Annotated in this window: 21 protein-coding genes, 2 rRNA genes and 1 riboswitch; all 23 genes read left to right on the forward strand. The window is 53.3% G+C overall.

The window, feature by feature from the left end; translation table 11 throughout:
* Positions 1–121, forward strand: a 23S ribosomal RNA gene (locus tag EVJ34_RS12440); the annotation flags it as partial.
* A 58-nt stretch (positions 122–179) separates the two neighbouring features.
* Positions 180–295: ribosomal RNA gene (gene rrf, locus EVJ34_RS12445) — 5S ribosomal RNA — on the forward strand.
* A gap of 83 nt (positions 296–378) precedes the next feature.
* Positions 379–570 carry an NETI motif-containing protein gene (locus tag EVJ34_RS12450; protein ID WP_131437343.1) on the forward strand — a complete coding sequence of 64 codons (192 nt, stop codon included), beginning with the start codon at positions 379–381 and terminating at the stop codon, positions 568–570.
* Between the two features lie 138 nt (positions 571–708).
* A riboswitch (purine riboswitch) is annotated at positions 709–810 on the forward strand.
* A 70-nt stretch (positions 811–880) separates the two neighbouring features.
* Positions 881–1,369: a 5-(carboxyamino)imidazole ribonucleotide mutase gene (gene purE / locus EVJ34_RS12455; RefSeq protein ID WP_131437341.1), complete on the forward strand. Its 489-nt coding sequence runs from the start codon at positions 881–883 to the stop codon at positions 1,367–1,369.
* Complete coding sequence (gene purK, locus EVJ34_RS12460) at positions 1,369–2,463, forward strand: 5-(carboxyamino)imidazole ribonucleotide synthase (RefSeq protein ID WP_201739946.1); 1,095 nt, start codon at positions 1,369–1,371, stop codon at positions 2,461–2,463. Before purE ends, purK begins: the two co-directional genes overlap by 1 nt.
* Entirely contained in the window at positions 2,460–3,752 is a 1,293-nt protein-coding gene (purB, locus tag EVJ34_RS12465; protein WP_131485826.1) for an adenylosuccinate lyase, read from the forward strand. The genes purK and purB overlap by 4 nt, the downstream gene beginning before the upstream one ends.
* A 48-nt stretch (positions 3,753–3,800) precedes the next feature.
* Positions 3,801–4,502: a phosphoribosylaminoimidazolesuccinocarboxamide synthase gene (purC, locus tag EVJ34_RS12470; protein WP_131485827.1), complete on the forward strand. Its 702-nt coding sequence runs from the start codon at positions 3,801–3,803 to the stop codon at positions 4,500–4,502.
* Complete coding sequence (gene purS, locus EVJ34_RS12475) at positions 4,502–4,744, forward strand: phosphoribosylformylglycinamidine synthase subunit PurS (RefSeq protein ID WP_131437333.1); 243 nt, start codon at positions 4,502–4,504, stop codon at positions 4,742–4,744. Before purC ends, purS begins: the two co-directional genes overlap by 1 nt.
* Positions 4,741–5,421, forward strand: a complete 681-nt coding sequence (purQ, locus tag EVJ34_RS12480) for a phosphoribosylformylglycinamidine synthase subunit PurQ (protein ID WP_131437331.1) — start codon at positions 4,741–4,743, stop codon at positions 5,419–5,421. The genes purS and purQ overlap by 4 nt, the downstream gene beginning before the upstream one ends.
* Positions 5,405–7,624, forward strand: coding sequence for a phosphoribosylformylglycinamidine synthase subunit PurL (gene purL, locus EVJ34_RS12485; protein ID WP_131485828.1), 2,220 nt, complete (start codon positions 5,405–5,407; stop codon positions 7,622–7,624). Before purQ ends, purL begins: the two co-directional genes overlap by 17 nt.
* Complete coding sequence (gene purF, locus EVJ34_RS12490) at positions 7,600–9,009, forward strand: amidophosphoribosyltransferase (RefSeq protein WP_131437327.1); 1,410 nt, start codon at positions 7,600–7,602, stop codon at positions 9,007–9,009. Before purL ends, purF begins: the two co-directional genes overlap by 25 nt.
* Positions 9,010–9,021: 12 nt before the next feature.
* Positions 9,022–10,056, forward strand: a complete 1,035-nt coding sequence (gene purM / locus EVJ34_RS12495; RefSeq protein ID WP_131485829.1) for a phosphoribosylformylglycinamidine cyclo-ligase — start codon at positions 9,022–9,024, stop codon at positions 10,054–10,056.
* Positions 10,053–10,631 carry a phosphoribosylglycinamide formyltransferase gene (gene purN / locus EVJ34_RS12500; RefSeq protein ID WP_131485830.1) on the forward strand — a complete coding sequence of 193 codons (579 nt, stop codon included), beginning with the start codon at positions 10,053–10,055 and terminating at the stop codon, positions 10,629–10,631. Before purM ends, purN begins: the two co-directional genes overlap by 4 nt.
* Entirely contained in the window at positions 10,628–12,148 is a 1,521-nt protein-coding gene (gene purH / locus EVJ34_RS12505) for a bifunctional phosphoribosylaminoimidazolecarboxamide formyltransferase/IMP cyclohydrolase (RefSeq protein WP_131437321.1), read from the forward strand. Before purN ends, purH begins: the two co-directional genes overlap by 4 nt.
* A gap of 13 nt (positions 12,149–12,161) precedes the next feature.
* Complete coding sequence (gene purD / locus EVJ34_RS12510; RefSeq protein WP_131485831.1) at positions 12,162–13,415, forward strand: phosphoribosylamine--glycine ligase; 1,254 nt, start codon at positions 12,162–12,164, stop codon at positions 13,413–13,415.
* A 100-nt stretch (positions 13,416–13,515) separates the two neighbouring features.
* Positions 13,516–15,798 (forward strand): bifunctional diguanylate cyclase/phosphodiesterase, encoded by a 2,283-nt coding sequence (locus tag EVJ34_RS12515; protein WP_236636708.1) that lies wholly within the window; start codon positions 13,516–13,518, stop codon positions 15,796–15,798.
* A gap of 182 nt (positions 15,799–15,980) precedes the next feature.
* Positions 15,981–17,723, forward strand: a complete 1,743-nt coding sequence (locus tag EVJ34_RS12520) for an adenine deaminase C-terminal domain-containing protein (protein WP_131485833.1) — start codon at positions 15,981–15,983, stop codon at positions 17,721–17,723.
* 68 nt (positions 17,724–17,791) lie between these two features.
* Positions 17,792–18,097: a YerC/YecD family TrpR-related protein gene (locus EVJ34_RS12525; RefSeq protein ID WP_034781303.1), complete on the forward strand. Its 306-nt coding sequence runs from the start codon at positions 17,792–17,794 to the stop codon at positions 18,095–18,097.
* A gap of 36 nt (positions 18,098–18,133) precedes the next feature.
* Entirely contained in the window at positions 18,134–19,516 is a 1,383-nt protein-coding gene (locus EVJ34_RS12530) for a TrkH family potassium uptake protein (protein ID WP_131437311.1), read from the forward strand.
* Positions 19,517–19,528: 12 nt separating this feature from the next.
* Positions 19,529–19,765 carry a hypothetical protein gene (locus EVJ34_RS12535; protein ID WP_131437309.1) on the forward strand — a complete coding sequence of 79 codons (237 nt, stop codon included), beginning with the start codon at positions 19,529–19,531 and terminating at the stop codon, positions 19,763–19,765.
* 93 nt (positions 19,766–19,858) lie between these two features.
* Positions 19,859–20,536, forward strand: a complete 678-nt coding sequence (gene pcrB, locus EVJ34_RS12540; protein WP_131485834.1) for a heptaprenylglyceryl phosphate synthase — start codon at positions 19,859–19,861, stop codon at positions 20,534–20,536.
* 38 nt (positions 20,537–20,574) lie between these two features.
* Entirely contained in the window at positions 20,575–22,791 is a 2,217-nt protein-coding gene (gene pcrA, locus EVJ34_RS12545; protein WP_131437306.1) for a DNA helicase PcrA, read from the forward strand.
* A 9-nt stretch (positions 22,792–22,800) separates the two neighbouring features.
* A complete protein-coding gene (gene ligA, locus EVJ34_RS12550; RefSeq protein WP_131485835.1) occupies positions 22,801–24,795 on the forward strand; it encodes an NAD-dependent DNA ligase LigA in 1,995 nt (664 codons plus the stop codon).
* Positions 24,796–24,878 lie beyond the last annotated feature (83 nt).

A 24,878-nucleotide genomic window follows, 5' to 3' on the forward strand; every position in this document is an offset into this window, starting at 1 on the left:
TGAGATTTCCCTTTGAGCAATCAAGAAAGACCCCTCAGAGACGATGAGGTAGATAGGTCATGGGTGGAAGCACGGCGACGTGTGGAGCTGAATGATACTAATCGGTCGAGGCTTTGATCTAGTCTAATGGTTTGTATGAATTGATGAGTCTTCAGTTTTGAGAGAACAATCTCTCGATGTCTGGTGGCGATGGCGAAGTGGTCACACCCGTTCCCATGCCGAACACGGAAGTTAAGCACTTCAGCGCCGAAAGTAGTTGGGGGTCTCCCCCTGTGAGGATAGGACGTCGCCAGGCAAACGGTGGTTCTGGAGCATTCGCTCAAGGGCCGCCGCTTTTTTTATTTATATCGTGATTCAAATGAAAGAGAGGAAGAACAGATGGCCAAAAAAATCAAAGTATACGTCGAGCCAAACGAGACGATCGATGAGTGTTTAAATCGAATTGCTCAAATGGGGTATCGCCCGGTACGTAGGATTGAAAAGCCTGTCTTTGAACAAACGGGAACCAAAGACGAACCTGTACATTCCCATCAGTCGATTTTATTTGAGTGCGTTACTCTCGAATCGTAATGCCAAACCGTCACTCGTTCGTGACGGTTTTTTTGTATTTTGATAGCGCTAAAGACGAACGATGAATATTCAGACAATTAAATTGTTCGCAGTTTGTTGACATGTTTTAAAGGAACAAGGTACGATAGGCGTGTGAGTTAAGAAAATTAAATAGTGCTCCATATAATCGCGAGGAAATGGCTCGCAAGTTTCTACCTGATCGCCGATTCTGATCAGACTATGGGGTATAGTCGACATTTTTTTTGTCGTGGTCTATACCCTAAACTGGTTATTCGGTTTAGGGATTTCTTTTTTTAAGGGGGACATTTAAGTGAAGGCAACAGTAGGTGTGATCATGGGTAGTTCATCTGATTGGGAAACAATGAGCCACGCTTGTGAAATCCTTGAAGAGTTGAGTATTCCATATGAAAAACAAGTTGTCTCGGCGCATCGGACGCCGGACTTAATGTTCGACTACGCCGAGGAAGCACGAGCACGTGGCATACAGGTCATTATCGCAGGAGCGGGAGGGGCAGCCCATCTACCAGGCATGGTCGCCGCAAAGACGACGCTTCCTGTCATCGGGGTCCCCGTACAATCCAAGGCATTAAATGGACTCGATTCATTACTCTCGATTGTTCAAATGCCGGCAGGTGTGCCGGTCGCAACCGTCGCCATCGGTCGAGCTGGGGCGACAAACGCAGGTCTTCTCGCGGCACAAATCTTGAGCCTCCAATCTCCTGAATTGATTGAACGTCTCGAGAAGTACCGTCAAGCGAAACGAGATATGGCACTCAAAGCGACGGAGGAGCTGATTTGATGAGAATAGGAATTTTAGGCGGAGGTCAGCTAGGTCGGATGATGTCACTTAGTGCGAGTGCTATGGGATACGATACGCTAAGTCTTGATCCAAACCCAAACGCACCGGCCGCTCAGGTCTCACCAAGCATCGTGGCTACATTTGATGACGTCACAGCAGCTCGTGAACTTGCTCAACGTTCAGATATTATCACATACGAATTCGAAAATATCGATACAGCGATGATTGAAGCCATTGCTGACAAATGCCCGCAAGGGATGGATGTCTTGAAGGCGACACAGCATCGAATCTTTGAAAAGCAAATGATTGAAGGGGCAGGTCTTCAAGTCGCACCGTACATTCCAGTCCGTTCCGTCCGTGATGTCATTCGAGCAAGAGACGTGTTAGGTTTTCCGTTCGTGATTAAGACGTGCCGGTTCGGATATGACGGGAAAGGTCAAACGGTACTGAAGTCGGAACAAGATATTCGCGCATTTACGGATCAGTTCGAAGAGACGGAGTACGTGGCAGAAGCTTGGCTACCTTTTAAAAAAGAAATCTCTGTCATCGTAACGAGAGGGACGCACGAGACGACAACGTTCCCGATCAGCGAGAATATTCACCGGAACAATATTTTACACTTATCGATCGTGCCAGCACGAGTGGACCAAGACATTTTGGAAGAGGCCCGGCATTTGGCCCTTCAACTCGCAGACCACATCGGATTGATTGGAACGCTTGCGGTGGAATTATTCATCATGGAAGACGGTTCATTGTATGTGAATGAACTAGCCCCACGCCCCCATAACTCAGGGCATTATACGATTGACGCCTGTGAGACGTCACAGTTCGAACAACACATTCGGGCGATCGTCGGGATGAACCTTGGGAGAACGACGCTACGTACCCCGGTTGTCATGGTCAACTTGTTAGGCGAACACCTGGACGAGCTGAATCCGCAAACGTTACCGTCGAATGTTAAACTACATTTGTATGGGAAAGAAGAAGCGAAGGTTGGTCGGAAGATGGGGCACTTGAACGTGCTCGCCGATTCCGTCGAAGAAGCGCTTCAGACCATCGAACAATTGGCAATTTGGAAGGAGACCGTTTTATGATTTCACGTTATACCCGTCCCGAGATGGCGGCGATTTGGACAGATCAAAACAAATTTGAGGCATGGCTTCAAGTAGAGCTTTACGCATGTGAGGCGTGGAGCGAACTAGGCGTTATTCCGAAAGAAGACGTCTCGGTATTGTGGGACAAGGCATCGTTTGATGTCGAACGCATCCTGGAGATTGAACAAGAGACACGCCATGATGTCATTGCCTTCACTCGTGCCGTCTCAGAGACACTCGGCGAAGAGAAGAAGTGGGTACATTACGGATTGACTTCGACGGACGTCGTCGATACGGCCTTGTCGTACTTGATTAAGCAAGCGAACGACATTTTAGAAGCCGATATCGACCGTTTCATAGACATCCTCGCCGAGAAAGCAAAAGCACATAAGTACGACATCATGATGGGACGTACACATGGCGTTCACGCAGAACCGACGACGTTCGGATTAAAGCTCGCCCTTTGGTACGAAGAGATGAAACGTAACAAGAAGCGATTCATGGCCGCCCGTGAGACGATCGAGTTCGGAAAGATGAGTGGTGCGGTAGGCACGTTCGCAAACATCGATCCATTCATCGAATCGTATGTGTGTGACAAGTTAGGAATTCAAGCAGCGCCAATTTCGACACAGACGTTGCAACGTGACCGTCACGCCGAGTATATGTCGACGCTCGCGTTAATCGCCACATCAATCGAGAAGATGGCGACAGAGATTCGAGGACTCCAAAAGACAGAGACACGCGAAGTCGAAGAATTCTTCGCCAAGGGCCAAAAAGGTTCGTCAGCAATGCCGCATAAACGTAACCCAATCGGTTCAGAGAACATGACGGGCCTTGCCCGTGTCATTCGCGGTCATATGGTGACGGCGTATGAGAACGTCCCGCTCTGGCATGAACGTGATATCTCGCACTCATCAGCAGAACGAATCATCCTTCCGGATGCGACGAGCCTCCTCAACTATATGCTGAATCGATTCGGCAATATCGTGAAGAACTTGACGGTCTTCCCGGACAACATGCGACGGAACATGGACCGGACGTTTGGTATCATTTTCTCACAACGGATTTTGCTCGCGTTGATTGAAAAAGGATGGTCGCGCGAAGCGGCGTATGACGCTGTTCAGCCAAAGGCGATGCAAGCGTGGGAAGAAGAGACGATGTTCCGCACCTTGATTGAACGAGACGAAGAGATGGGCGCGCTCTTCACGAGTGACGAGCTCGACGAACTATTCGACCCGAGCCATCACGTGCGACGTGTCGATGTCATTTTTGAACGCTGTGGTTTGTGATCGTTGAGGGGCATCATGCCCCTCTCACTTTTAAGGGGGACGATACAGATGGAAGCAATTTACGAAGGTAAGGCGAAAGCGTTATTTGAGACAGAAGATCAGGGTGTGCTCCGCGTCTATTACAAAGACGACGCGACAGCATTTAACGGGGAAAAGAAAGAATCGATTGCCGGAAAAGGTGTTTTGAACAACGCCATTACGACGCGTTTGTTCGAGCTCATGCACGACAACAAGATTCCGACACATTTCATTAAGCGTCTATCGGACCGCGAGCAACTCGTGCGCCGTGTAAAGATCATCCCGCTTGAGGTCGTCGTGCGAAACGTGGCCGCAGGAAGCCTTGCGAAACGACTCGGTTGGGAAGAAGGGACACCGCTCCTGTCACCAATCGTCGAGTTCTACTATAAAGATGACGCACTTGGAGACCCGCTCTTAACAGAGGACCATATCCGTTTACTACAAGTCGCCACACACAAAGAAGTCGAAACATTGCGACAACTCGGGCTGTGGGTCAACGATGTGTTGCTTGATTTCTTCAACGGACACGGCATCGATTTAATCGATTTTAAACTCGAGTTCGGTAAAGTCGATGGCACGATTATCCTTGCCGATGAGATTTCGCCAGACACGTGCCGACTCTGGGACAAAGAGACGAAACAAAAGCTCGATAAAGACGTTTTTCGTAGAGACCTCGGATCTCTGACAGACACGTATAGCCAGTTGTTAACACGCATAGGGGGAATGAACTGATGAAAAAAGTAAACGTGTACGTGACATTACGTGAAAGTGTACTCGACCCACAAGGGGTCGCCGTCAAAGGCGGACTCGAACATCTCGGTTTTACAGGCGTTGAATCAGTACGGATCGGGAAAGTCATCGAACTCCAAGTTGAAGATGCAACGACCGAAGCGATGGTCCGTGACATGTGCGAGAAGCTACTCGTCAACACGGTCATCGAGAACTATCGGATCGAGATGGGGGTACTCGCATGAAATTCGCTGTCATCGTCTTCCCGGGATCAAACTGTGACCTCGACATGTACCATGCTGTAAAAGATGTCCTCGGCGAAGAAGCAGATTATGTGTTCCATACGGAAACGTCGCTTGACGGTTACGACGGTGTGCTCCTTCCAGGCGGATTCTCATACGGAGATTACTTGCGCTGTGGCGCCATCGCCCAGTTCTCGCCAATCATGAGTGAAGTCAAACGGTTCGCCGAAGAAGGGCGTCCAGTACTCGGCGTCTGTAACGGTTTCCAAGTGCTCGTCGAAGCGGGACTTCTCCCAGGCGTGTTGATGCGCAACCGAGACTTGAAGTTCATGTGCAAGACGGTCGAATTGAAAGTCGAGACGAACGAGACGATGTTTACGAACGATTATGGGCTCGGGGAGACGATTCAAGTCCCGATCGCGCATGGAGAAGGCAACTATTACTGTGACGAGGCGACGCTAGAGGAGCTCCGAGCGAATGGGCAAATCGCCTTCACATATACCGACAATCCGAACGGATCGGTCGCGAATATTGCAGGAATCACGAACAAACAAGGCAACGTGCTCGGAATGATGCCACACCCGGAACGAGCGGTCGAAGCATTGCTCGGCGGGGAAGACGGCAAACGATTATTCACTTCGATGGTGAAATGGGGGACTCGACATGCTACTTACAACTGAACCGACAGCAACACACATCCGTGAAGAGCGACTTTACGCCACGATGGGCTTGACCGACGAAGAATACGCGCTCGTTGTCTCACTCCTTGGACGTGAGCCGAATTACACAGAGATTGGGTTATTCTCGGTCATGTGGTCTGAACACTGTTCGTACAAAAACTCGAAGCCTGTCCTGCGGAAATTCCCGACCACTGGGAAACACGTCCTTCAAGGACCTGGGGAAGGTGCTGGCATCGTCGATATCGGCGATGGTCAGGCCGTCGCATTTAAAATCGAGAGCCATAACCATCCGTCGGCCATCGAGCCTTACCAAGGAGCGGCTACGGGTGTTGGCGGGATTATCCGTGACATCTTCTCGATGGGCGCGCGTCCGGTCGCACTCCTCAACTCGCTTCGCTTCGGAGATTTGAACGAATCACGTGTGAAACATCTCTTCGGACATGTCGTCTCAGGCATCGCCGGGTACGGCAACTGTGTCGGCATCCCGACAGTCGGCGGGGAAGTCGCCTTCGACCCGGCCTATGCCGGCAATCCACTCGTCAACGCCATGTGCGTCGGACTCATTCGCCATGAAGACATTCAAAAAGGAATTGCCGAAGGGGTCGGCAACTCGGTCATGTATGTCGGTGCGACGACCGGACGTGACGGCATTCACGGAGCGACGTTCGCCTCGGAAGAACTCGGTGAGGATGCGGACGAGAAACGTCCGGCCGTCCAAGTCGGTGACCCGTTCATGGAGAAGCTATTGATTGAGGCGTGTTTGGAAGTCATCAAGCACCCGGCGCTCGTCGGCATCCAAGACATGGGGGCAGCCGGTCTCACGTCGTCTTCGGCCGAGATGGCGTCGAAGGCGGGGATGGGGATCGAGATGAACCTCGACCTCGTGCCACAACGCGAGGCGGACATGACGCCTTACGAGATGATGTTGTCCGAGTCACAAGAACGGATGCTCCTCGTCGTTAAGGCAGGACATGAAGAGGAAATCGAAGCCATCGTCACGAAGTGGGGACTTCATGCAATCAAAGTCGGCGAAGTCATCGAAGACAAAGTGCTCCGTCTTCTTCATCACGGGGAAGTCGCGGCCGAAGTACCGGTCGACGCGCTCGCAGAAGATGCACCGGTTTACCATAAGCCGTCGAAAGTACCGGCTTATTATGAGACGTTCCAAGCGATGGAACCGGTCCAACCGGTCGTCACGGACGTGCTCACGACATGGAAAGATGTGCTCGCCATGCCGACAATCGCTTCGAAACGCTGGGTGTATGAGCAATACGATCATATGGTCCAAACGTCGACCGTGGTCGCACCAGGCAGTGACGCGGCCGTCATCCGGATTCGTGACACGGACAAGGCGCTCGCGATGACGACGGACTGCAACGCCAAATACGTGTACCTTGACCCACGTGTCGGCGGTGCGATCGCGGTCGCAGAGGCGGCGCGCAACATCGTCGCGAGTGGCGCCACGCCGCTCGCGCTCACCGACTGCTTGAACTTTGGTAGTCCGGATAAGCCAGAAGGCTTCTGGCAGCTTGACCAAGCGGTAGAAGGGATGGCCGAGGCGTGCCTTGCCCTCGACACACCGGTTATCGGTGGAAATGTGTCACTTTATAACGAATCGAACGGGACGGCAATTTATCCGACTCCGGTCGTCGGTATGGTCGGTTTGATCGACAAGCCGGAACATATCACGACGTCGTTCGCGAAAGCGACAGGCGATATCATCTTCCTTCTAGGCGAGACGAAACCTGAATTCGGGGGCAGTGCGCTTCAAATGCTGCAAGATGGTAAAGTGAGCGGTCAAGCGCCGACGCTTGACCTTGAAACAGAGAGCCGTCAGCAACAAGCACTCCTCACGGCAATCCGTGAAGGACTTGTCACGGCGGCCCATGACGTCTCGGAAGGCGGACTCGCCGCGGCACTTCCTGAGCTCGTGTTCGGCACGGGCTTCGGCGCAGACGTCACGGTCGACACAGATCTCGTGACGACGCTCTTCAGTGAATCACAGTCACGATTCCTCGTCACGGTCGCGCCAAGTCATGCTGATACATTCGCTTCATTGACGAAAGCGACACGCATCGGGCAGGTGACAGACACGACACAACTGACGATCCGTGCGAGCGATCGTTTGATTGAAATGGACGTCACGGAACTTGAACGGGTATGGGAAGGAGCTATTCCATGTTATATGACATCCGAGGCATGAACGAGGAGTGTGGAGTGTTCGGGGTGTTTAATCACCACGAAGCGTCACACCTCGCCTACTACGGCCTCCACAGTCTGCAACACCGGGGACAAGAAGGCACGGGCATCGTCACGGCTGACGGTGAGCACTTGCACGCCAAACGCGGGCTCGGGCTCGTTGCCGAAGTGTTCGACGAACCGTCGCTCGACGCATTGACCGGGCAGCACGCCATCGGTCATGTCCGTTATTCGACGGCAGGCGGTAACACGCTCGAGAACGTTCAACCGCTCCATTTCAAGTCACTCACAGGTGACCTCGCGATGGCGCACAACGGCAACCTCGTCAACGCGAACGAGTTGAAACATATGCTCGAAGCGGAAGGGGCCATCTTTCAGACGACGTCCGACACGGAAGTCGTCGCTCACTTGATTAAGCGGAGCCGCGGTAATTCGATGAAAGAGCGAATCGCAGACAGCTTGGCTCGTCTCGTCGGCGCGTTCGCCTTCCTTTTCTTGACGGAAGACGCGCTTTATGTCGGCGTTGACGTCCATGGGTTACGTCCACTCTCGCTCGGGCAAACTGAGGACGGGGCTTACGTATTCGCCTCAGAGACATGCGCGTTTGACGTCGTGGGGGCGACGTACGTACGCGATGTCGAGCCAGGAGAACTGTTGATGATCACAAAAGACGGGATTGTGTCGGAGCGGTACAGCGAAGCAGCGGTCCGCGCGATGTGTTCAATGGAATACATCTACTTTTCGCGGCCGGACTCCATCATCGACGGGATTAACGTGCATACGGCTCGTAAGGCGATGGGGAAAAAAATGTTCGATGAGGCGCCGGTCGAAGCGGATGTCGTCACCGGCGTCCCTGACTCGAGCATTTCGGCGGCCATCGGTTATGCCGAGGCGAGCGGGATTCCGTACGAGATGGGACTCATCAAAAACCGTTACGTCGGGCGGACGTTCATTCAACCGTCGCAAGAATTACGGGAGCGCGGCGTCAAGATGAAACTGTCGGCGCTTCGAGGCGTCGTGAGCGGGAAGCGGGTCATCATGGTCGACGATTCGATCGTCCGCGGTACGACGAGCCGACGCATCGTCAAGTTGCTCCGTGAAGCCGGGGCGACCGAGGTGCACGTGCGCATCACGTCACCACCAATCAAGCATCCGTGCTATTACGGCATCGATACATCATCAAAGGAAGAGTTAATTGCGGCCACCAAATCCATCGAAGAGATTAAAGAAGAGATTGGGGCCGATTCACTAGCGTTCCTCACATTGGACGGGACGGTCGAAGCGATTGACCGTCCGTTTGAAGGGAACTTGCGCGGGCAGTGTGCCGCTTGCTTCACCGGACTTTATCCAACTGAACTGGCGGAACTTGTAACCGAGACAAAAGCTTGAGGGGGACTGACGATGAGTTTAAGATATGAACAAGCGGGTGTGAATTTAGAAGCAGGCTATGAGGCAGTATCACGTATGAAGCGTCACGTTGCACGGACGATGCGTCCAGAAGTGATGACTGGGCTCGGCAGTTTCGGGGCGATGATTGACCTTGGCTCGATGCAGTTGAAACATCCGATTCTCGTCAGCGGAACGGATGGGGTCGGCACGAAGCTTAAACTCGCGTTCGCGCTCGACCAACATGATACGATTGGAATTGACTGTGTAGCGATGTGTGTCAATGACTGTCTCGTCCACGGTGCCGAACCGCTTTATTTCTTAGACTATATCGCGACCGGCAAAGCGGAACCGGCCAAACTTGAGCGCATCGTCGCAGGCGTCGCCGAAGGATGTGTCCAAGCAGGCTGTGCCCTCGTCGGCGGCGAGACGGCCGAGATGCCGGGTATGTATCCGGACGGCGAGTATGATATCGCCGGATTCGCCGTCGGTGTCGTCGAGAAAGAAGCACTCATCGATGGACGAACGATTGAAGCGGGGGATATCGTCCTAGGGTTAGCATCATCGGGTGTCCACTCGAACGGTTTTTCCCTCGTCCGCCATATCGTCGAGTCGCAAGGACTTGCCTACACCGATGAGATCGCCATGCTCGACACGACGCTCGGGAACGCCCTCTTGTTGCCGACGCGCATTTATTCCGAGGCGGCGAAAGCGGCCATCGCGACGGGACGCGTCCAAGGCATGGCCCATATCACGGGCGGTGGGTTTTACGAGAACGTGCCACGCATGCTGCCGGAAGGCTTTGGTGTCACATTTGATGCCTCGAGTTGGCCGAGCCTGCCGGTGTTCGACTGGCTCGAACAAGTCGGACACGTCTCGAAACAAGAGATGTTCAACGTCTTCAACATGGGTATCGGCTTCATCATCACGGTCCGTCCTGAAGATGTCGAAGCCGTCGAAGCCGCACTCGAGCGCGCCGGCGAGACGTCACATCGCATCGGGAAAGTCGATGCCAAACCAGGAGTCCGCATCATGGGGGTCGACCAGTGAAAAAGTTTGCCATCTTCGCCTCCGGGTCCGGTAGCAACGCCGAAGCGATTTGGCAAGCCATCGACCGAGGTGACTTGTCAGGGGAATGCGTCCTCCTCGTCACGGACAAACCGGAAGCGAGAGTACTCGAACGGGCGGAGCGATTCAACATCCCGAGCTTCTCGTTCGAACCGAAGACGTATGCGTCAAAAGTAGAATTCGAACAAGAGATTCTCGTCTTATTACAGGCACTCGGCGCAGACTATATCGTCTTGGCCGGGTATATGCGGTTGATTGGGGACGTGCTGCTTACCGCGTACCCAAAGCACATCATCAACATCCATCCGTCGCTCTTACCGGCGTTCCCTGGTAAAGATGCCATCGGACAAGCACTCGCGGCGAACGTGCCGACGAGCGGCGTCACCGTGCATTACGTCGATGCCGGGATGGATACGGGACCGATGATTGCGCAACAAGAAGTCGTCATTTCAGGCTGTGATGCGGCCGAAGCGACACGACGCATCCAAGCGGTCGAGCATCAGCTCTATCCGCGCGTACTACAACAAGTGTTTATCCAACAGGAGGTTTTCAAGTGAGAGCATTACTGAGTGTGTCAGATAAAACAGGAATCGTCGAACTCGCACAAGCATTGCATGAAGCGGGTATCGAACTCATTTCGACAGGCGGGACGGAAGCGGCGCTCATCGCGGCCGGCCTTCCCGTGAAAAACATCTCGGAAGTGACATCGTTCCCAGAGATGCTCGACGGTCGCGTGAAGACGCTCCATCCGCTCGTGCATGGCGGACTTCTCGGACGCCGTGATTTGGACTCGCACGTCGAGCAGATGAAAGACCACGACATCGAACCGATTGACTATGTCGTCGTCAATCTGTATCCGTTCAAAGAGACGATCGCGAAAGAGAATGCGACGTATGATGAAGCGATTGAGAATATCGATATCGGTGGGCCGAGCATGCTCCGTTCGGCTGCGAAAAACCATGCCAGCGTGACGGTCGTCGTTGACCCGGCCGACTATGGTCATGTGGCCGAAGCAGTTCGTGACGGCGGGACGACGTTCGAAACACGTCAACGTCTTGCGACAAAAGCGTTCCGTCACACGGCGGCGTATGACGCCTTGATTGCCGACTATCTAGGACAACAGATCGGCGAGACGTTCCCAGAGCAGCTCACGGTCACGTATGAGAAAGTACAAGACCTCCGTTACGGGGAAAACCCGCACCAGCAGGCAGCGTTTTATAAGACGCCCCTCTATCACGGGATGACGCTCGCAAACGCAGTGCAGCTCCACGGCAAGGAACTTTCGTATAACAACATCCAAGACACGAACGCTGCGCTCGAGGCGCTAAGTGAATTGACGGAGCCGGCTGCCGTCGTCGTCAAACATATGAACCCGTGCGGCGTCGCCGTCGGACGGACGATTAGCCAAGCGTTCTCAAGAGCCCATGCGGCCGATCCGGTCTCGATTTTTGGTGGGATCGTCGCTTTGAACCGTGAAGTCGATGTAGAGACGGCAGAGGCGCTTCGTAACATTTTCTTAGAAATCATCATCGCACCATCCTTTAGTGAGGCAGCACTTGACCGATTGAAAGAGAAGAAGAATCTTCGGTTATTGACGCTCGAAATGGGTCAGATGACCGGTATGCGTTTGACCGCGGTCGCAGGTGGCCTTCTCGTGCAAGACGGGGACGACGTCACACTCGACGATGCGTCATGCCAAATCGTGACCGACCGTCGCCCGACGGCGTCTGAGTGGGAAGACTTGAAACTCGCGTGGCGCGTCGTCAAGCACGTGAAATCAAACGCCATCGTCGTAGCGAAAGATGAGACGACAATCGGTATTGGCGCTGGACAGATGAACCGCGTCGGCGCGGCGAAAATCGCTTTCGAACAAGCCGGTGAACGTGCGCAAGGGGCTGCGCTCGGTAGCGATGCGTTCTTCCCGATGGGGGACACGGTCGAAGCCGCAGCTGCAGCCGGGATCACAGCCATCATCCAACCAGGCGGATCGATTCGTGACGAAGAATCAATCGAAGCGGCGAACCGACACGGAATCACGATGGTGTTCACGTCAGTTCGACACTTTAAACACTGAGAGGAGCGATACGATGAACGTACTCGTCATTGGACGCGGCGGGCGTGAGCACGCACTCGCCTGGAAGTTGAGACAAGACGGACATGAAGTGTTCGTCGCTCCGGGTAATCTTAATATGAGCGGAGTGACGTGTGTGCCGATCGAAGAGACGGATGCTTCGGCTCTTGTCGCGTTTGCGAAGCGTGAAGCGATGGACTGGACGATTGTTGGTCCGGAGTCATCTCTCATGGCCGGCGTCGTCGATTTGTTTCAAGACCATGGTCAAAAAATCTTCGGACCGACGAAGGCAGCGGCGTTGCTTGAAGGCAGTAAAGCGTTCGCGAAAGAAGTGATGCGCGAAGCCGATATTCCGACAGCGGGGTATGACACGTTCACGGACGCAGCGTCAGCGCTACGTCATATCGATCAGTCGGCAGCCCCACTCGTCGTCAAAGCGGACGGGCTCGCTGCCGGCAAAGGCGTGACCGTCGCGTTCACACTCGATGAGGCGCGGGCTGCGATTCACGACATCTTCGACACCGATAAGTTCGGAGACCAGTCTCGTGTCGTCATCGAAGAGTTTTTGGATGGGGAAGAGTTTTCGCTCATGGCGTTCGTCTCAGGAGAGCACGTCATCCCGATGATCACGTCACAAGACCATAAGCGCGCTTATGACGGAGACGCGGGACCGAACACGGGTGGCATGGGCGCGTATAGCCCGATGCCTCACTTAGATGATGCTGTGTATCAAGAGGCGGTCGAACGTGTGCTCTTCCCGCTTGCACGGACGATGGTCGAGCGGGGCACCCCGTTCGAAGGGTTCTTGTACGCGGGTCTCATTCTAACAGAGGACGGTCCGAAAGTGATCGAGTTCAACGCGCGGTTCGGCGACCCCGAGACCGAGGTCATTCTCCCGAACTTGGCGTCCCCGCTCCTCGAGGTCATCGAGGCGGTCGTGGAAGAGAAGCCGTATCCGATTGAATGGGTGGATGGCTACACGATCGGTGTCGTCGTCGCAGCGGAAGGGTATCCTGATAAAGCGGCGACCGGCCAAGTATTGTCAGGTTTTGAGCGTTTACCAGACGATGTGATTGTGTTTCATGCAGGGACGACCCGTGACGGATCCCACATCGTCGGTAACGGGGGACGATTGTTCGTGCTCACGTCAACGAAACCAACGTTGCTCGAAGCGAAGACGGCCGTTTATACGGCACTCGAACAGCTCGAATTGCCTCAGACATTTTATCGTCGAGATATCGGTGGACGGGCATTGGCACAGATTTTTTAAAGGATGGGTCAACCCGTCCTTTTTTTTCATGCGAAAAGAAGGGAATTCTCGCTTCCTGCTCTACAATAGTGGAGTAGATTGAAGGAAGAAGGTGGTCGACGTGCGCATTCGGACGAAGCTCATGATTGCAGTGGCCGTGAATATAATTGTGTTTGTCGGTGTCATCTTTTTTGGGGTCCGCCCTTATTTCATTGAGAAAAGCATGGAGCAAGACCGCCAAATGGTTGAACGGCGAATCGCCAGTGTGACTGAGACGTTGGTCAATCGAAAAAGTACGCTCGAACGGACGCTCGTCGATTGGGCGGTCTGGAATGATACGTATACGTTCGTTCAAAATCAGAATGATAAGTATATAAATAGCAACATCAGTGAGGAGACACTTGAAAATTTGGGTGTACAGGCGATGGTGTTTTTAAATCGTACAGGCGAGGTCGAATACTCGACATTCCGTCAAGAAGATTCGCCATTATCAAAAGCGAGTCAGCAAACGATTATCTCTGATATTACGAAACGGTTGAGACCGAACCTAGAACTACAAGACGGTGTATATGATAGCGAGTACGGGCCAATTTTATACGCCAGTCATCCGATTTTACGAAGTGATTCGAGCGGACCCGCACAAGGAACACTCGTCATGCTTGAATTCGTTGACGTTGATTTTTTGGCAGACTTAAGCGCTCAAACGAAAATCCCGCTGACCATTCAGCCTGCTCAATATAGCGAGACGAAGATGACGCTTCAAAATGATGGGACCGAGGTGATCGTGCCTCTCGATACTGTTTTTCAAACAACAGACTTCGAAGTCAGTTTTATCGTTGAACCGACTCATTATCAGAACACGATTTCGATGCTGCGACTAGGTATGTTTGCGTTACTTGTGCTCGGGTTAGGTTTGTTTTTATCGCTTCTATGGACGATTCATCATGTTGTGATTCGACGATTGATAGAAATTGTCGATGAGTTGAAACAAATCACGCTCGAGCGAGATAGCCGGCTTCGACTCAGTCGTGACAAACATAGCCGAGACGAGATCGAACAGATGGCAATGAGCATGAACGAAGTGCTGTCTGCACTCGAAGATACACGGGCAGAAGTACTCGATCGCGCGTTCCGCGACGCATTGACCCAACTGCCGAACCGCCTCGGTCTCGAAGACTATTTTTCAACCGTGAGAGGAAGACATGGACGAATCGGTGTGATTGGTTTGGATTTGGATGACTTCCGACGGATCAACGACCAATACGGACATCGAACGGGTGACTCGGTTCTGATCTATATCGCCTCGCGACTCAATTTCTATAAAGAAGCCGGATTCGTCGCCCGCATCGGAGCCGATGAGTTTATGCTCGTGCACCCGGGGTGGACGCTCGAGCAGTTACAGCCGGTCGCCCGGCACTTGACGAAAGATTTGAAGGACTGGGCCGATGTCAACGGAGTGAAAGGTATGGCGGTGACGATTGGAATCGATGTGTTTACTTGTGCCGAACCGCACCATACTTACGAGATCATGATGGGGCGGCTTGACGTCGTCATTCATGAGGCGAAAATGTCCGGGAAAAACCGTGTCCTCACATTCCAAGAGATTGAGGATGGGAGCCATTATTTACAGACGCTCGAGATGGAACGCGATTTGCGACATGCCCTCGAGCATGATGAGTTTGAGTTATACTATCAGCCCATCGTATCGCCTCGACCATTTTCGGTGCGAGGCGTCGAAGCACTCATCCGTTGGAATCATCCGAGCAAAGGTCAAATCTCACCGGGGTTGTTTATCCCGGTCGCTGAACAGCTCGGTCTGATTTCAGACTTGGGACGTTGGGTGCTCGAACAAGCAGTCAGAGAAATGACAGAGCAAGTGAAGCGCCATCACTTGTTCCTTTCGATTAACGTATCGAAACGCCAAATTGCCGACGGATCGTTTTTAGATTCATTGGAACACGTACTGACTGAAACGGGATTTGACCCTCATCGTCTTCATGTTGAAATCACTGAAAGTGAGGTCGGTGGGAACTTGTATGAACTTCAGCAGTTCATCCACGCACTAAAAGCAATTGGTGTTAAAATCTCGCTCGACGACTTTGGTGTTGGCACGTCGTCGTTGTCCTTTTTACAGTCGCTTCAACTCGATATTATTAAAATCGATCAAAACTTCGTCAAAGGGATTCCGGAGAATACGTTCGACCGGGCCCTCCTTGAAGGACTGTACCAGACGTTCCACACACTCGGTCTTGATATCGTCACCGAAGGGGTCGAACGTCCCGAACAGCTCGCCTTCGTGCTCGAGCATAGTAGTTCACTCATTCAAGGTTATCATTACAGTAAACCGGTTCCGCTCGCTCAACTCGAGCATTATTTGAAGCAAACGGTCATGATGTATGACTGATAAAGACGCCTCCCGAGAGAGGTGTCTTTATTTGTGTGAATTTCATGTGAATTCCGTTACAATGGTCAACATAGCTTGCGACCCTTTCATAGAAAAGGTAAACTTGAAACAGATGAAAGAAAACGCTTACAAAATTATTGTTTAATAATAATGGCGAGGCGATTAAGGGAGGATTGGGTTCGATGCCAACAAAACGATCGGCGCGGGCACCGTGGTCTAAAGCGATGATTCGGTCACAATTAGAAGTCGTGAGCCAAGTCAGGCCACCTTCGCTCGTATTGACGAATGCCACATACTTGAACATGTACGTGAAGCAATGGAAACAAGCAAATATTTGGATAGAGCATGACCGAATCGTCTACGTCGGGCCGGATTTGCCGAAAACGGCCGTCGAGACGGTGGACGTATCCGGAAAATATATCGTCCCCGGCTATATCGAGCCACACGCTCATCCATTTCAACTTTATAATCCGGCGACGCTGTCGAAGTATGCAGGCGAGCGGGGGACAACGACGCTCGTGAATGACAACATGCTTCTTTTTTTACAAAATAAGGAGCAAGCGTTTGCACAACTCGACGCGATGCAACAGTTACCGACGAGCACGTATTGGTGGGCCCGTCTTGATACACAAACCGAACTCGACCGGGACAGTGTCCTTGTCGATTCAGAGCGGATTCACGACTGGTTTAATCATCCAGACGTCATCATGGCCGGTGAATTAACAGCATGGCCGCGCACGTTAAAAGGTGATGACGAGATGCTCCAATGGATGCTCGACGCGGAGACGTGCGGGCTCCCGGTCGAAGGACATTTCCCAGGTGCTTCGGCGAAGACATTGACGAAGATGGCGTTGATGGGTGTTCACAGCGACCATGAAGCGATGACAGCAGACGAGGCGCTATGCCGGCTCGAACACGGCTATACGACGACGCTCCGTCATTCTTCGATTCGTCCCGATCTTCCAGGATTGATCCGCGGTCTTCTCGACGCCGGACTTGAGGCGTTCGATCATGTGATGGTCACGACGGACGGATCGACCCCAGGTTTTTATCAAGACGGGCTTCAAGACGCGCTCGTCAAGATTATGATTGATGCCGGGTTGCCGCCGATTGAGGCGTATCGGATCGTGTCGTTGAATGTGGCGCGACATTTTGGTCTCGACCACGTCCTCGGTTCGATTGCGCCGGGGCGCATCGCCCATCTCAATATTCTTGATGCGATCGACGAGCCACGTCCGACCGCCGTCATCGCCAAAGGTCAATGGATTTATCGGGACGGGACGTCATTGTTCCCGAACGAGCTCGTCGATGCGGCGCTCGCGCTCATGCCATCGACGGACGTCGATATCGAACTGACGCCGAACGATCTGTCGTTCAGCATGCCGGTCGGGCTTGATATGGTCAACTCGGTCATCATGAAACTGTTCAAAATCTCGCACGACACCGGGCAAGATGAACTGCCGCGTGAAGGGGACGAATCGTTCCTCATGTTGCTTGATAAAGAAGGGAAATGGCGCCTCAATACGGTGTTAAAAGGGTTTGCCAACGACTTTGGCGGTCTCGTCAGTTCGTATTCAATCAGTGGTGACTACTTGATTCTCGGAAAATGCAAACAAGATATGTTGATGGCGTTCGAACGAATGAAACAGCTCGGCGGCGGCATCGTTCTCGTCGACCGTGGCGAGATGATCGCGGAAATTCCGCTCCCGCTCTGTGGCATGACGTCGCAAGAGCCGGTCGAACAGTTGATCGTCCAAGAAGAGCGGTTGCGGTCTGAGCTGCTCGCGCGCGGATACAAGTTCGAAGACCCGATCTATACGCTCTTGTTCTTGGCATCGACACACTTGCCGTACGTCCGGGCCACACCGCTCGGAATTTACGAAGTGATGAAGAAACAAATACTATTTCCGGCGATTTTACGATGAACAGTTGAGTCCGAGCCGGTCGTGCTTTAGAATGATAAAGAAGTACGATGGAGAGAGGATGCTTGCGGATGCAACTCGATAAATTACGAGGACGAGAGCTCGATCAGCTGTTTGAGGCGATTTTGAAGCTCGATACACTCGAAGATTGTTATCAACTATTTGAAGATTTAGCGACCGTGAACGAAGTGCAGGCGCTCGCCCAACGGCTAGAAGTGGCCCGCCAAATTCGTGAAGGTAGCACGTACCATAAAATTGAAGAAGCGACAGGAGCTTCGACGGCCACGATTTCCCGCGTCAAGCGTTGCTTGAACTACGGGTCAGGCGGCTATGATCTTGCCCTTGAACGTCTACAACAATCAGAAGGTGACTCGTAAGAGTCATCTTGTTTTTGATGGGAGAGGAGGGGCGAGATGCAAGACAAGTTTATGAAGCGAAATTTACAGCTGTTCTTTCGGAAGCTGACACCGGTCCAGACACTCGTGTTGATTTATAGCGCTGCGGTCGTGTTGGCCGTCATTTTGCTCGCTTTACCGATTGCGCGACAACCGGGCGTCTCGATTACGTTCACCGATCTTGTCTTTTTCGCGGTCAGCTGTGTCAGCGTCACCGGATTGACCCCGATCGTCGTGACCGATACGTTCTCGACGTTCGGATTATTTATCATCTTGTTCATCGTTCAAGTGAGCGGGGTCGGTCTGATCAGTCTTCACGTCATCATGTGGATTTTGCTTGGCAAGCGCATCGGTTTTCGCGAGCGCCAGCTCATTTTACGTGACCAAAACCAGACGTCGATGTCTGGGATCGTCAAGTATATCACCGAAATCGTCATCACCGTTATCGCGATTGAAGCGGTCGGTGCGGTATTGCTTGGGGTCCATTACTTAAATTACTTCGATACGGCCAGCGAGGCGTTCCTGCAAGGCCTGTTCGGTTCGATCAGTGCGACGACGAACGCCGGCTTCGACATCACCGGCAGCTCGCTCGCACCATTCCGGGAAGATCCGTTCGTCATCTTTACGCAAATCGCGCTCATGACCGGTGGTGCCATCGGGTTCCCGGTCCTCGTCGAGATTCGCACGTATTTGACGAACCGGATCATTCGGAAGCGCGAGAATTTCCCGCGCCGCTTCTCACTGTTCACAAAACTGACGGTATCGACGTTCTTCATCTTGATTGCCATTGGGACCGTCGGCTTGTTCCTGTTTGAGTATGATAACGCGTTCAAAGAGTTACCGCTCTGGCTCGCACTCTCGGACTCGTTGTTCCAGTCCGTGACGACGCGAAATGGGGGGTTGTCGACCGTCGATGTCAACTTGTTCTCGGAAGGAAGTATGTTGCTACTGTCGATTCTCATGTTCATCGGGGCGTCACCGTCCTCGGTCGGTGGGGGGATTCGAACGACGACGTTCGCCGTCGCCGTGCTCGGGGTCATCGCGTTCATTCGCGGGGACTCGTCCATTAAAATCTTCGGACGTGAGATTGTGCTCGAGGACATTTGGAAAGCGTTCGTCATCATCACCGTATCACTGGCCGTCCTGTTGACCGGGGTCATGGTGCTGACGTTCTTCGAGGATGCATCGCTCACCCGGATTTTGTTCGAGGCATGTTCGGCGTTCGGGACGACCGGATTGTCGGTCGGCCTATCGTCTGAATTCAGTAACGTCGGCAAGTGGGTGCTCACCATTTTAATGTTCATTGGACGCATCGGTGTCATCGCCTTCATCTTGATTTTGCAGCGGAGACAGCCGAAGCGGATGTACAACTATCCGAAAGAATCGATCATCTTAGGGTAAGGAGATCAGAACATGAAAGCTTTTTGGATCAATTTCGGTTACGTGTTCGCCGTCCCGGTGTTGCCGTTCATCGCAGTCGTGAACGGAACGGCGCTCTGTTCACCAGATTCACCGCTACTTGATATTCCAGTGCTCGGCTTTTTCTTGGCCAACCCGCTTTGGTTCATCCCGGTGTACGGGCTGTTCGCGCTGCTCGTCGCCAAGTGGATGACGGCCCGCGAACAAAAGACGCACGCCAGACGTGCTTGAGACTTGCCTCGGCAAGTCTTTTTTTGTTCAACAGATGCAAGTGACGAGAAAAATCGCTACACTAGAGAAGGTATCGAAGGGGAGGGAAGTTGAATGAATTTTCAATCGTGGCGCCACGTGTTTAAACTAGATCCGAATAAACGACTCGATGATTCGGCGCTCGCGGCGCTCATTCGCTCTGGTACGGACGCCTTCCTCATCGGAGGGACCGACGGGGTCGATGCGGAGAACACATTCGCGCTCTATGCCCGACTCGAAGGGTGCGGCATTCCACTCGCGCTCGAGATGAGCCATCCCGAGCAAGTGATTCGTGGTTTCGATCACTATTTTATTCCGACCGTCCTGAATGCTGGAACGGTTGACTGGCTCATCGGTCATCAAGTGAAGGCGTTTGAACGGCATGGACACTTGTTTCATGACCATGTGACCGGACAAGGCTATATCGTTTTGAACCCTGAGGCGAAAGTGGCTCACGTGACCGAGGCGAAAAGCAATCTCTCGATCGAGCAGGCGGTTGCGTATGCGGAAGCAGGTCATCGCTTGTTCCGTTTGCCTTCGCTCTACTTGGAGTATAGCGGCACACTCGGGTCCGTCGAGCTCGTCAAAGAAGTTCGCTTGGCGGTGCCGGACGCCCATTTGTTTTATGGGGGCGGTATTACCGGGTACGAGTCGGCCCGGATGATGGCCGAACACGCGGACACGATTGTCGTCGGCAATGTGATTTATGACAATTTCGAAGGAGCGCTTGCGACTGTCGCGGCACTCCGATAAAATAAGAACAAACGTTTGGTTATAGAAAGGAAACGATTATGTACAACTTGAGTGAAGAATTAGTCAAAGGCATGAACCCCCCGCAGGCGGAGGCAGTCAAATATACGGACGGTCCGCTCCTCATCATGGCCGGGGCAGGGTCTGGGAAAACGCGTGTCTTGACACATCGCGTCGCCTACTTGATGGCATCGAAACAAATCGCCCCGTGGAACATTCTCGCCATTACGTTCACGAACAAAGCGGCCCGCGAGATGAAAGACCGGATCGCCCGCCTCGTCGGTGGCGTCGCGGACGATATTTGGATTTCAACGTTCCACTCGATGTGTGTCCGGATTTTACGCCGTGATATCGATCGCATCCGCTATGACCGGAACTTCTCGATTCTCGATTCGTCCGATCAGTTGACGGCAATCAAGCAAGTGCTCAAAGAGTTGAACCTTGACCCGAAAAAATATGAGCCGCGGACGCTCCTCGGCATGATCTCGAACCATAAGAACGAACTCCGCACGCCGCAAGACGCAGCCGCACTCGTTGGCAACAACCCATACGAGAAAGTCATTTCGGACGTCTATACGGCGTATGAGAAGAAGTTGAAGCAGAACAACGTGCTCGACTTTGACGACTTGATCATGAAGGCGATCCAGTTATTCCAAGAAGCACCGGACGTACTCGCGTTTTATCAGAAGAAATTCCAATACATCCACGTCGACGAGTATCAAGATACGAACCGGGCCCAATATACGCTCGTTAAACTGCTCGCGCAAGCGCATGAGAACTTGTGTGTCGTCGGTGACTCGGACCAGTCGATCTATCGCTGGCGCGGGGCCGACATCGCCAACATCTTGACGTTCGAGAAAGATTACCCGAGCGCGCACGTCATCTTACTCGAACAAAACTATCGATCGACGAAACGGATTTTGGAAGCGGCGAACGGTGTCATTCAAAATAACTCGAGTCGTAAAGACAAGAAGCTCTGGACGGAGAATGTTGAAGGGGAGAAATTGCTCCTTCACGTCGCTTCGGACGACCGGGATGAAGCGTTCTTTATCATCAATCAGATGAAAGAACTCCGCCAAGAAGGCGTCGATTACGGCGAGATGGCCGTCTTGTATCGGACGAACGCCCAATCGCGTGGACTCGAAGAAATGCTCCTCAAGTCGAACATTCCATATAAGATGGTCGGCGGGACGAAGTTCTATGAGCGAAAAGAAATCAAGGATATCTTGGCGTATTTACGCTTGATCGCCAATCCGGATGAGGATATTTCCTTCGTCCGTGTCGTCAACGAACCGAAACGCGGCATCGGCGCCGCGACGGTCGATAAGCTCGGTGACTTTGCCGGGATGCAAGGCGTGTCGCTCATGGAAGCGATCCGTGACATCGAACTGTCTGGGATTGCCCCACGCACAGCGACGAAGCTCGCCGAGTTCCGTCAATTGATGGTCGATTTGCGTCAAATGGCCGATTACTTGTCGATTTCCGAATTGATTGAAGAAGTGCTGAAGAAGTCAGGCTATGAAGAGATGCTCAAAATCGAGAAGACGCTTGAAGCCGAGAGCCGCCTCGAGAACTTGCAAGAATTCCTCTCGGTCGCTCAAAACTTTGAGAAAGAGAGTGACGAACAGACGCTCGTCGCGTTCCTGACCGATTTGACACTCGTCTCGGACCTCGACACACTCGAAGAAGTCGATGAGTTGCACCAAGTGACGCTCATGACGCTGCACTCGGCCAAAGGACTCGAGTTCCCGGTCGTCTTCTTGATCGGGATGGAAGAAGGACTGTTCCCACACAGTCGTGCCTTGAACGACCCGGAAGAGATGGAAGAAGAACGCCGCCTCGCGTACGTCGGCATCACCCGGGCCGAAAAGCGTCTCTATTTGACGCGGGCCCAGTCGCGCATGTTATACGGGCGTTTCCAAAACAACCCGGAATCACGATTCTTGCATGAGTTGCCAGAGACGCTCTTAGAGCGGTCGGGCAAAGCGAAAAAGCCGATGCCATGGAATCCGGTCGAGTCGCCTGGGAAACTTCCGGTGAACGGATTCAGCTCGAAACCAAAACCGAAACTCGCCCAGTCGTCCGGTGCCGAATCAATCGGTTGGGGAGTCGGAGACAAGGCAAATCATAAAAAGTGGGGACAAGGCACGGTCGTTCAGACGCGTGGCGAAGGCGATCAGCTCGAACTTGATATCGCGTTCCCGGCAGTCGGCATCAAACGCCTGCTCGCCAAGTTTGCCCCAATCGAAAAAGCGTGAGGTGATTCTATGGAGATGGCAGAACGCGTTGAAGCGATTCGTCAAAAGTTAAATCAATACGGATATGAATATTATGTGCTCGACCGGCCGAGTGTCCCGGATGCGGAGTACGACCGGCTCATGAACGAATTGATTGAAATCGAGACGGACTATCCCGAACTCCGGAGTCCGGACTCACCGACGCAACGTGTCGGCGGTGCCCCGCTCGATGCGTTCGTCAAAGTGACGCATGACACACCGATGCTGTCGCTCGGGAACGTGTTCTCGAAAGAAGAGCTCGTCGAATGGGTCGGGCGCATCGAAAAAGATCTTGGCTACAGTCCGCTCTTCGTCGCCGAGCTCAAGTTTGACGGGCTCGCCGTATCGCTGAAATACGAGAGCGGTCGATTCGAGCGGGGGGCGACACGCGGCGACGGGACGACGGGGGAAGACATCACACAAAACTTGAAGACAATCCGCTCAATCCCGCTCCGATTGAACGAGGACGTGACGTTCGAGGTGCGTGGTGAGGCATATATGCCGAAGCGGTCGTTCGAACATTTGAACGATGAGCGGGAACGCCTTGGGGAACCGTTATTCGCCAACCCACGAAATGCGGCTGCAGGCTCGCTCCGCCAACTCGACTCGAAAGTCGCGGCGTCGCGGAATTTGGCGTTTTTCGCCTACGGGCTTGTCTCGACGGACGATCTCGTCGCCTCGCACGACGCGTCGCTTGCGTACTTGGGCCGTCTCGGAATTGCCGTCAGCCAAGAATACACGACGTGTCATACGGCCGATGAGTTATGGGACTATATTGAAACGTACGTAACGAAGCGGTCGGAACTGCCGTACGAGATTGACGGCATCGTCATCAAAGTCGCGGCCTACGAGGAGCAAGAACAGCTCGGCTTTACGGCGAAGAGTCCACGCTGGGCCGTCGCGTATAAATTCCCGGCCGAAGAAGTCGTGACGACGATCGAAGACGTCGACTTCAGTGTCGGGCGGACTGGAAAAGTCACGCCGCGGGCGCGGTTCGCACCGGTCTCGGTCGCAGGGTCGACCGTGACGTACGCGACGCTCCATAACGAGGACTTCATTTTAGAGAAGGACCTTCATATCGGGGACCGCGTCGTCATCAAGAAAGCCGGCGATGTGATCCCGGCCGTCGTCTCTGCGCTCGTCAGTGAGCGGACAGGCGATGAGACGGAAATCGTCTTCCCGACCCATTGTCCAGCTTGTGAATCTGAACTCGTCCGGTTAGAAGGGGAGGCGGACCATCGTTGCGTCAATCCGGAATGTCCGGCCCAACTGCTTGAAGGGCTGATTCATTTCGTGTCGCGCCCGGCGATGAATATCGATGGCCTCGGCGAGAAAGTGATCACACAACTCCACGCGTCCGGGCTCGTCCATAACGTGGCCGACCTGTACCGTCTCGACCGGGACGCGCTCCTCGCGCTCGACCGGATGGGCGAGACGTCGGTGACGAACTTGCTCGCGGCGATTGAACAGTCGAAACAGAACTCGCTCGAGCGTGTCTTGTTCGCCCTCGGCATCCGTCTTGTCGGCCAGAAAGCGGCTGTGTTGATTGCGGAGCGGTTCGAGACGATGGACGCGGTCATGGAAGCATCCATCGACGAATTGACGTCAATCGATGGCATCGGGACGAAGATGGCGGAATCGATCGCCTTATACTTCGAGAAGCCGGAAGCCCGTGACCTCGTCCGTGACCTCGGTGAGGCGGGTGTCAATTTGACGTTCAAAGGTGCAAAACGACCAGTTGATCTGGATGCCCCACTCGCCGGCAAGACGGTCGTCTTGACCGGGAAACTCCATGAGATGACGCGCGGCGAAGCCGGGAAGCGACTTGAGTTGCTCGGTGCGAGCGTCACGGGAAGTGTCAGCAAGAACACCGATCTTCTCGTCGCTGGCGAGAAGGCCGGGTCGAAACTGACGAAGGCCGAATCGCTTGGCATCGAAGTCTGGGACGAGGCGGCGTTGCTCGCTTTCTTAGCAGAACAGTCTTAACAGAAAGGTCTTCCATGAGAAGGCCTTTTTTCATTGACCTGATTTTCAACGGTTTTGAGATGGCGACGGGTTCGTTGGAACGT

The organism is Exiguobacterium sp. SL-9 (genome assembly GCF_004336985.1).
Classification (GTDB): domain Bacteria; phylum Bacillota; class Bacilli; order Exiguobacteriales; family Exiguobacteriaceae; genus Exiguobacterium.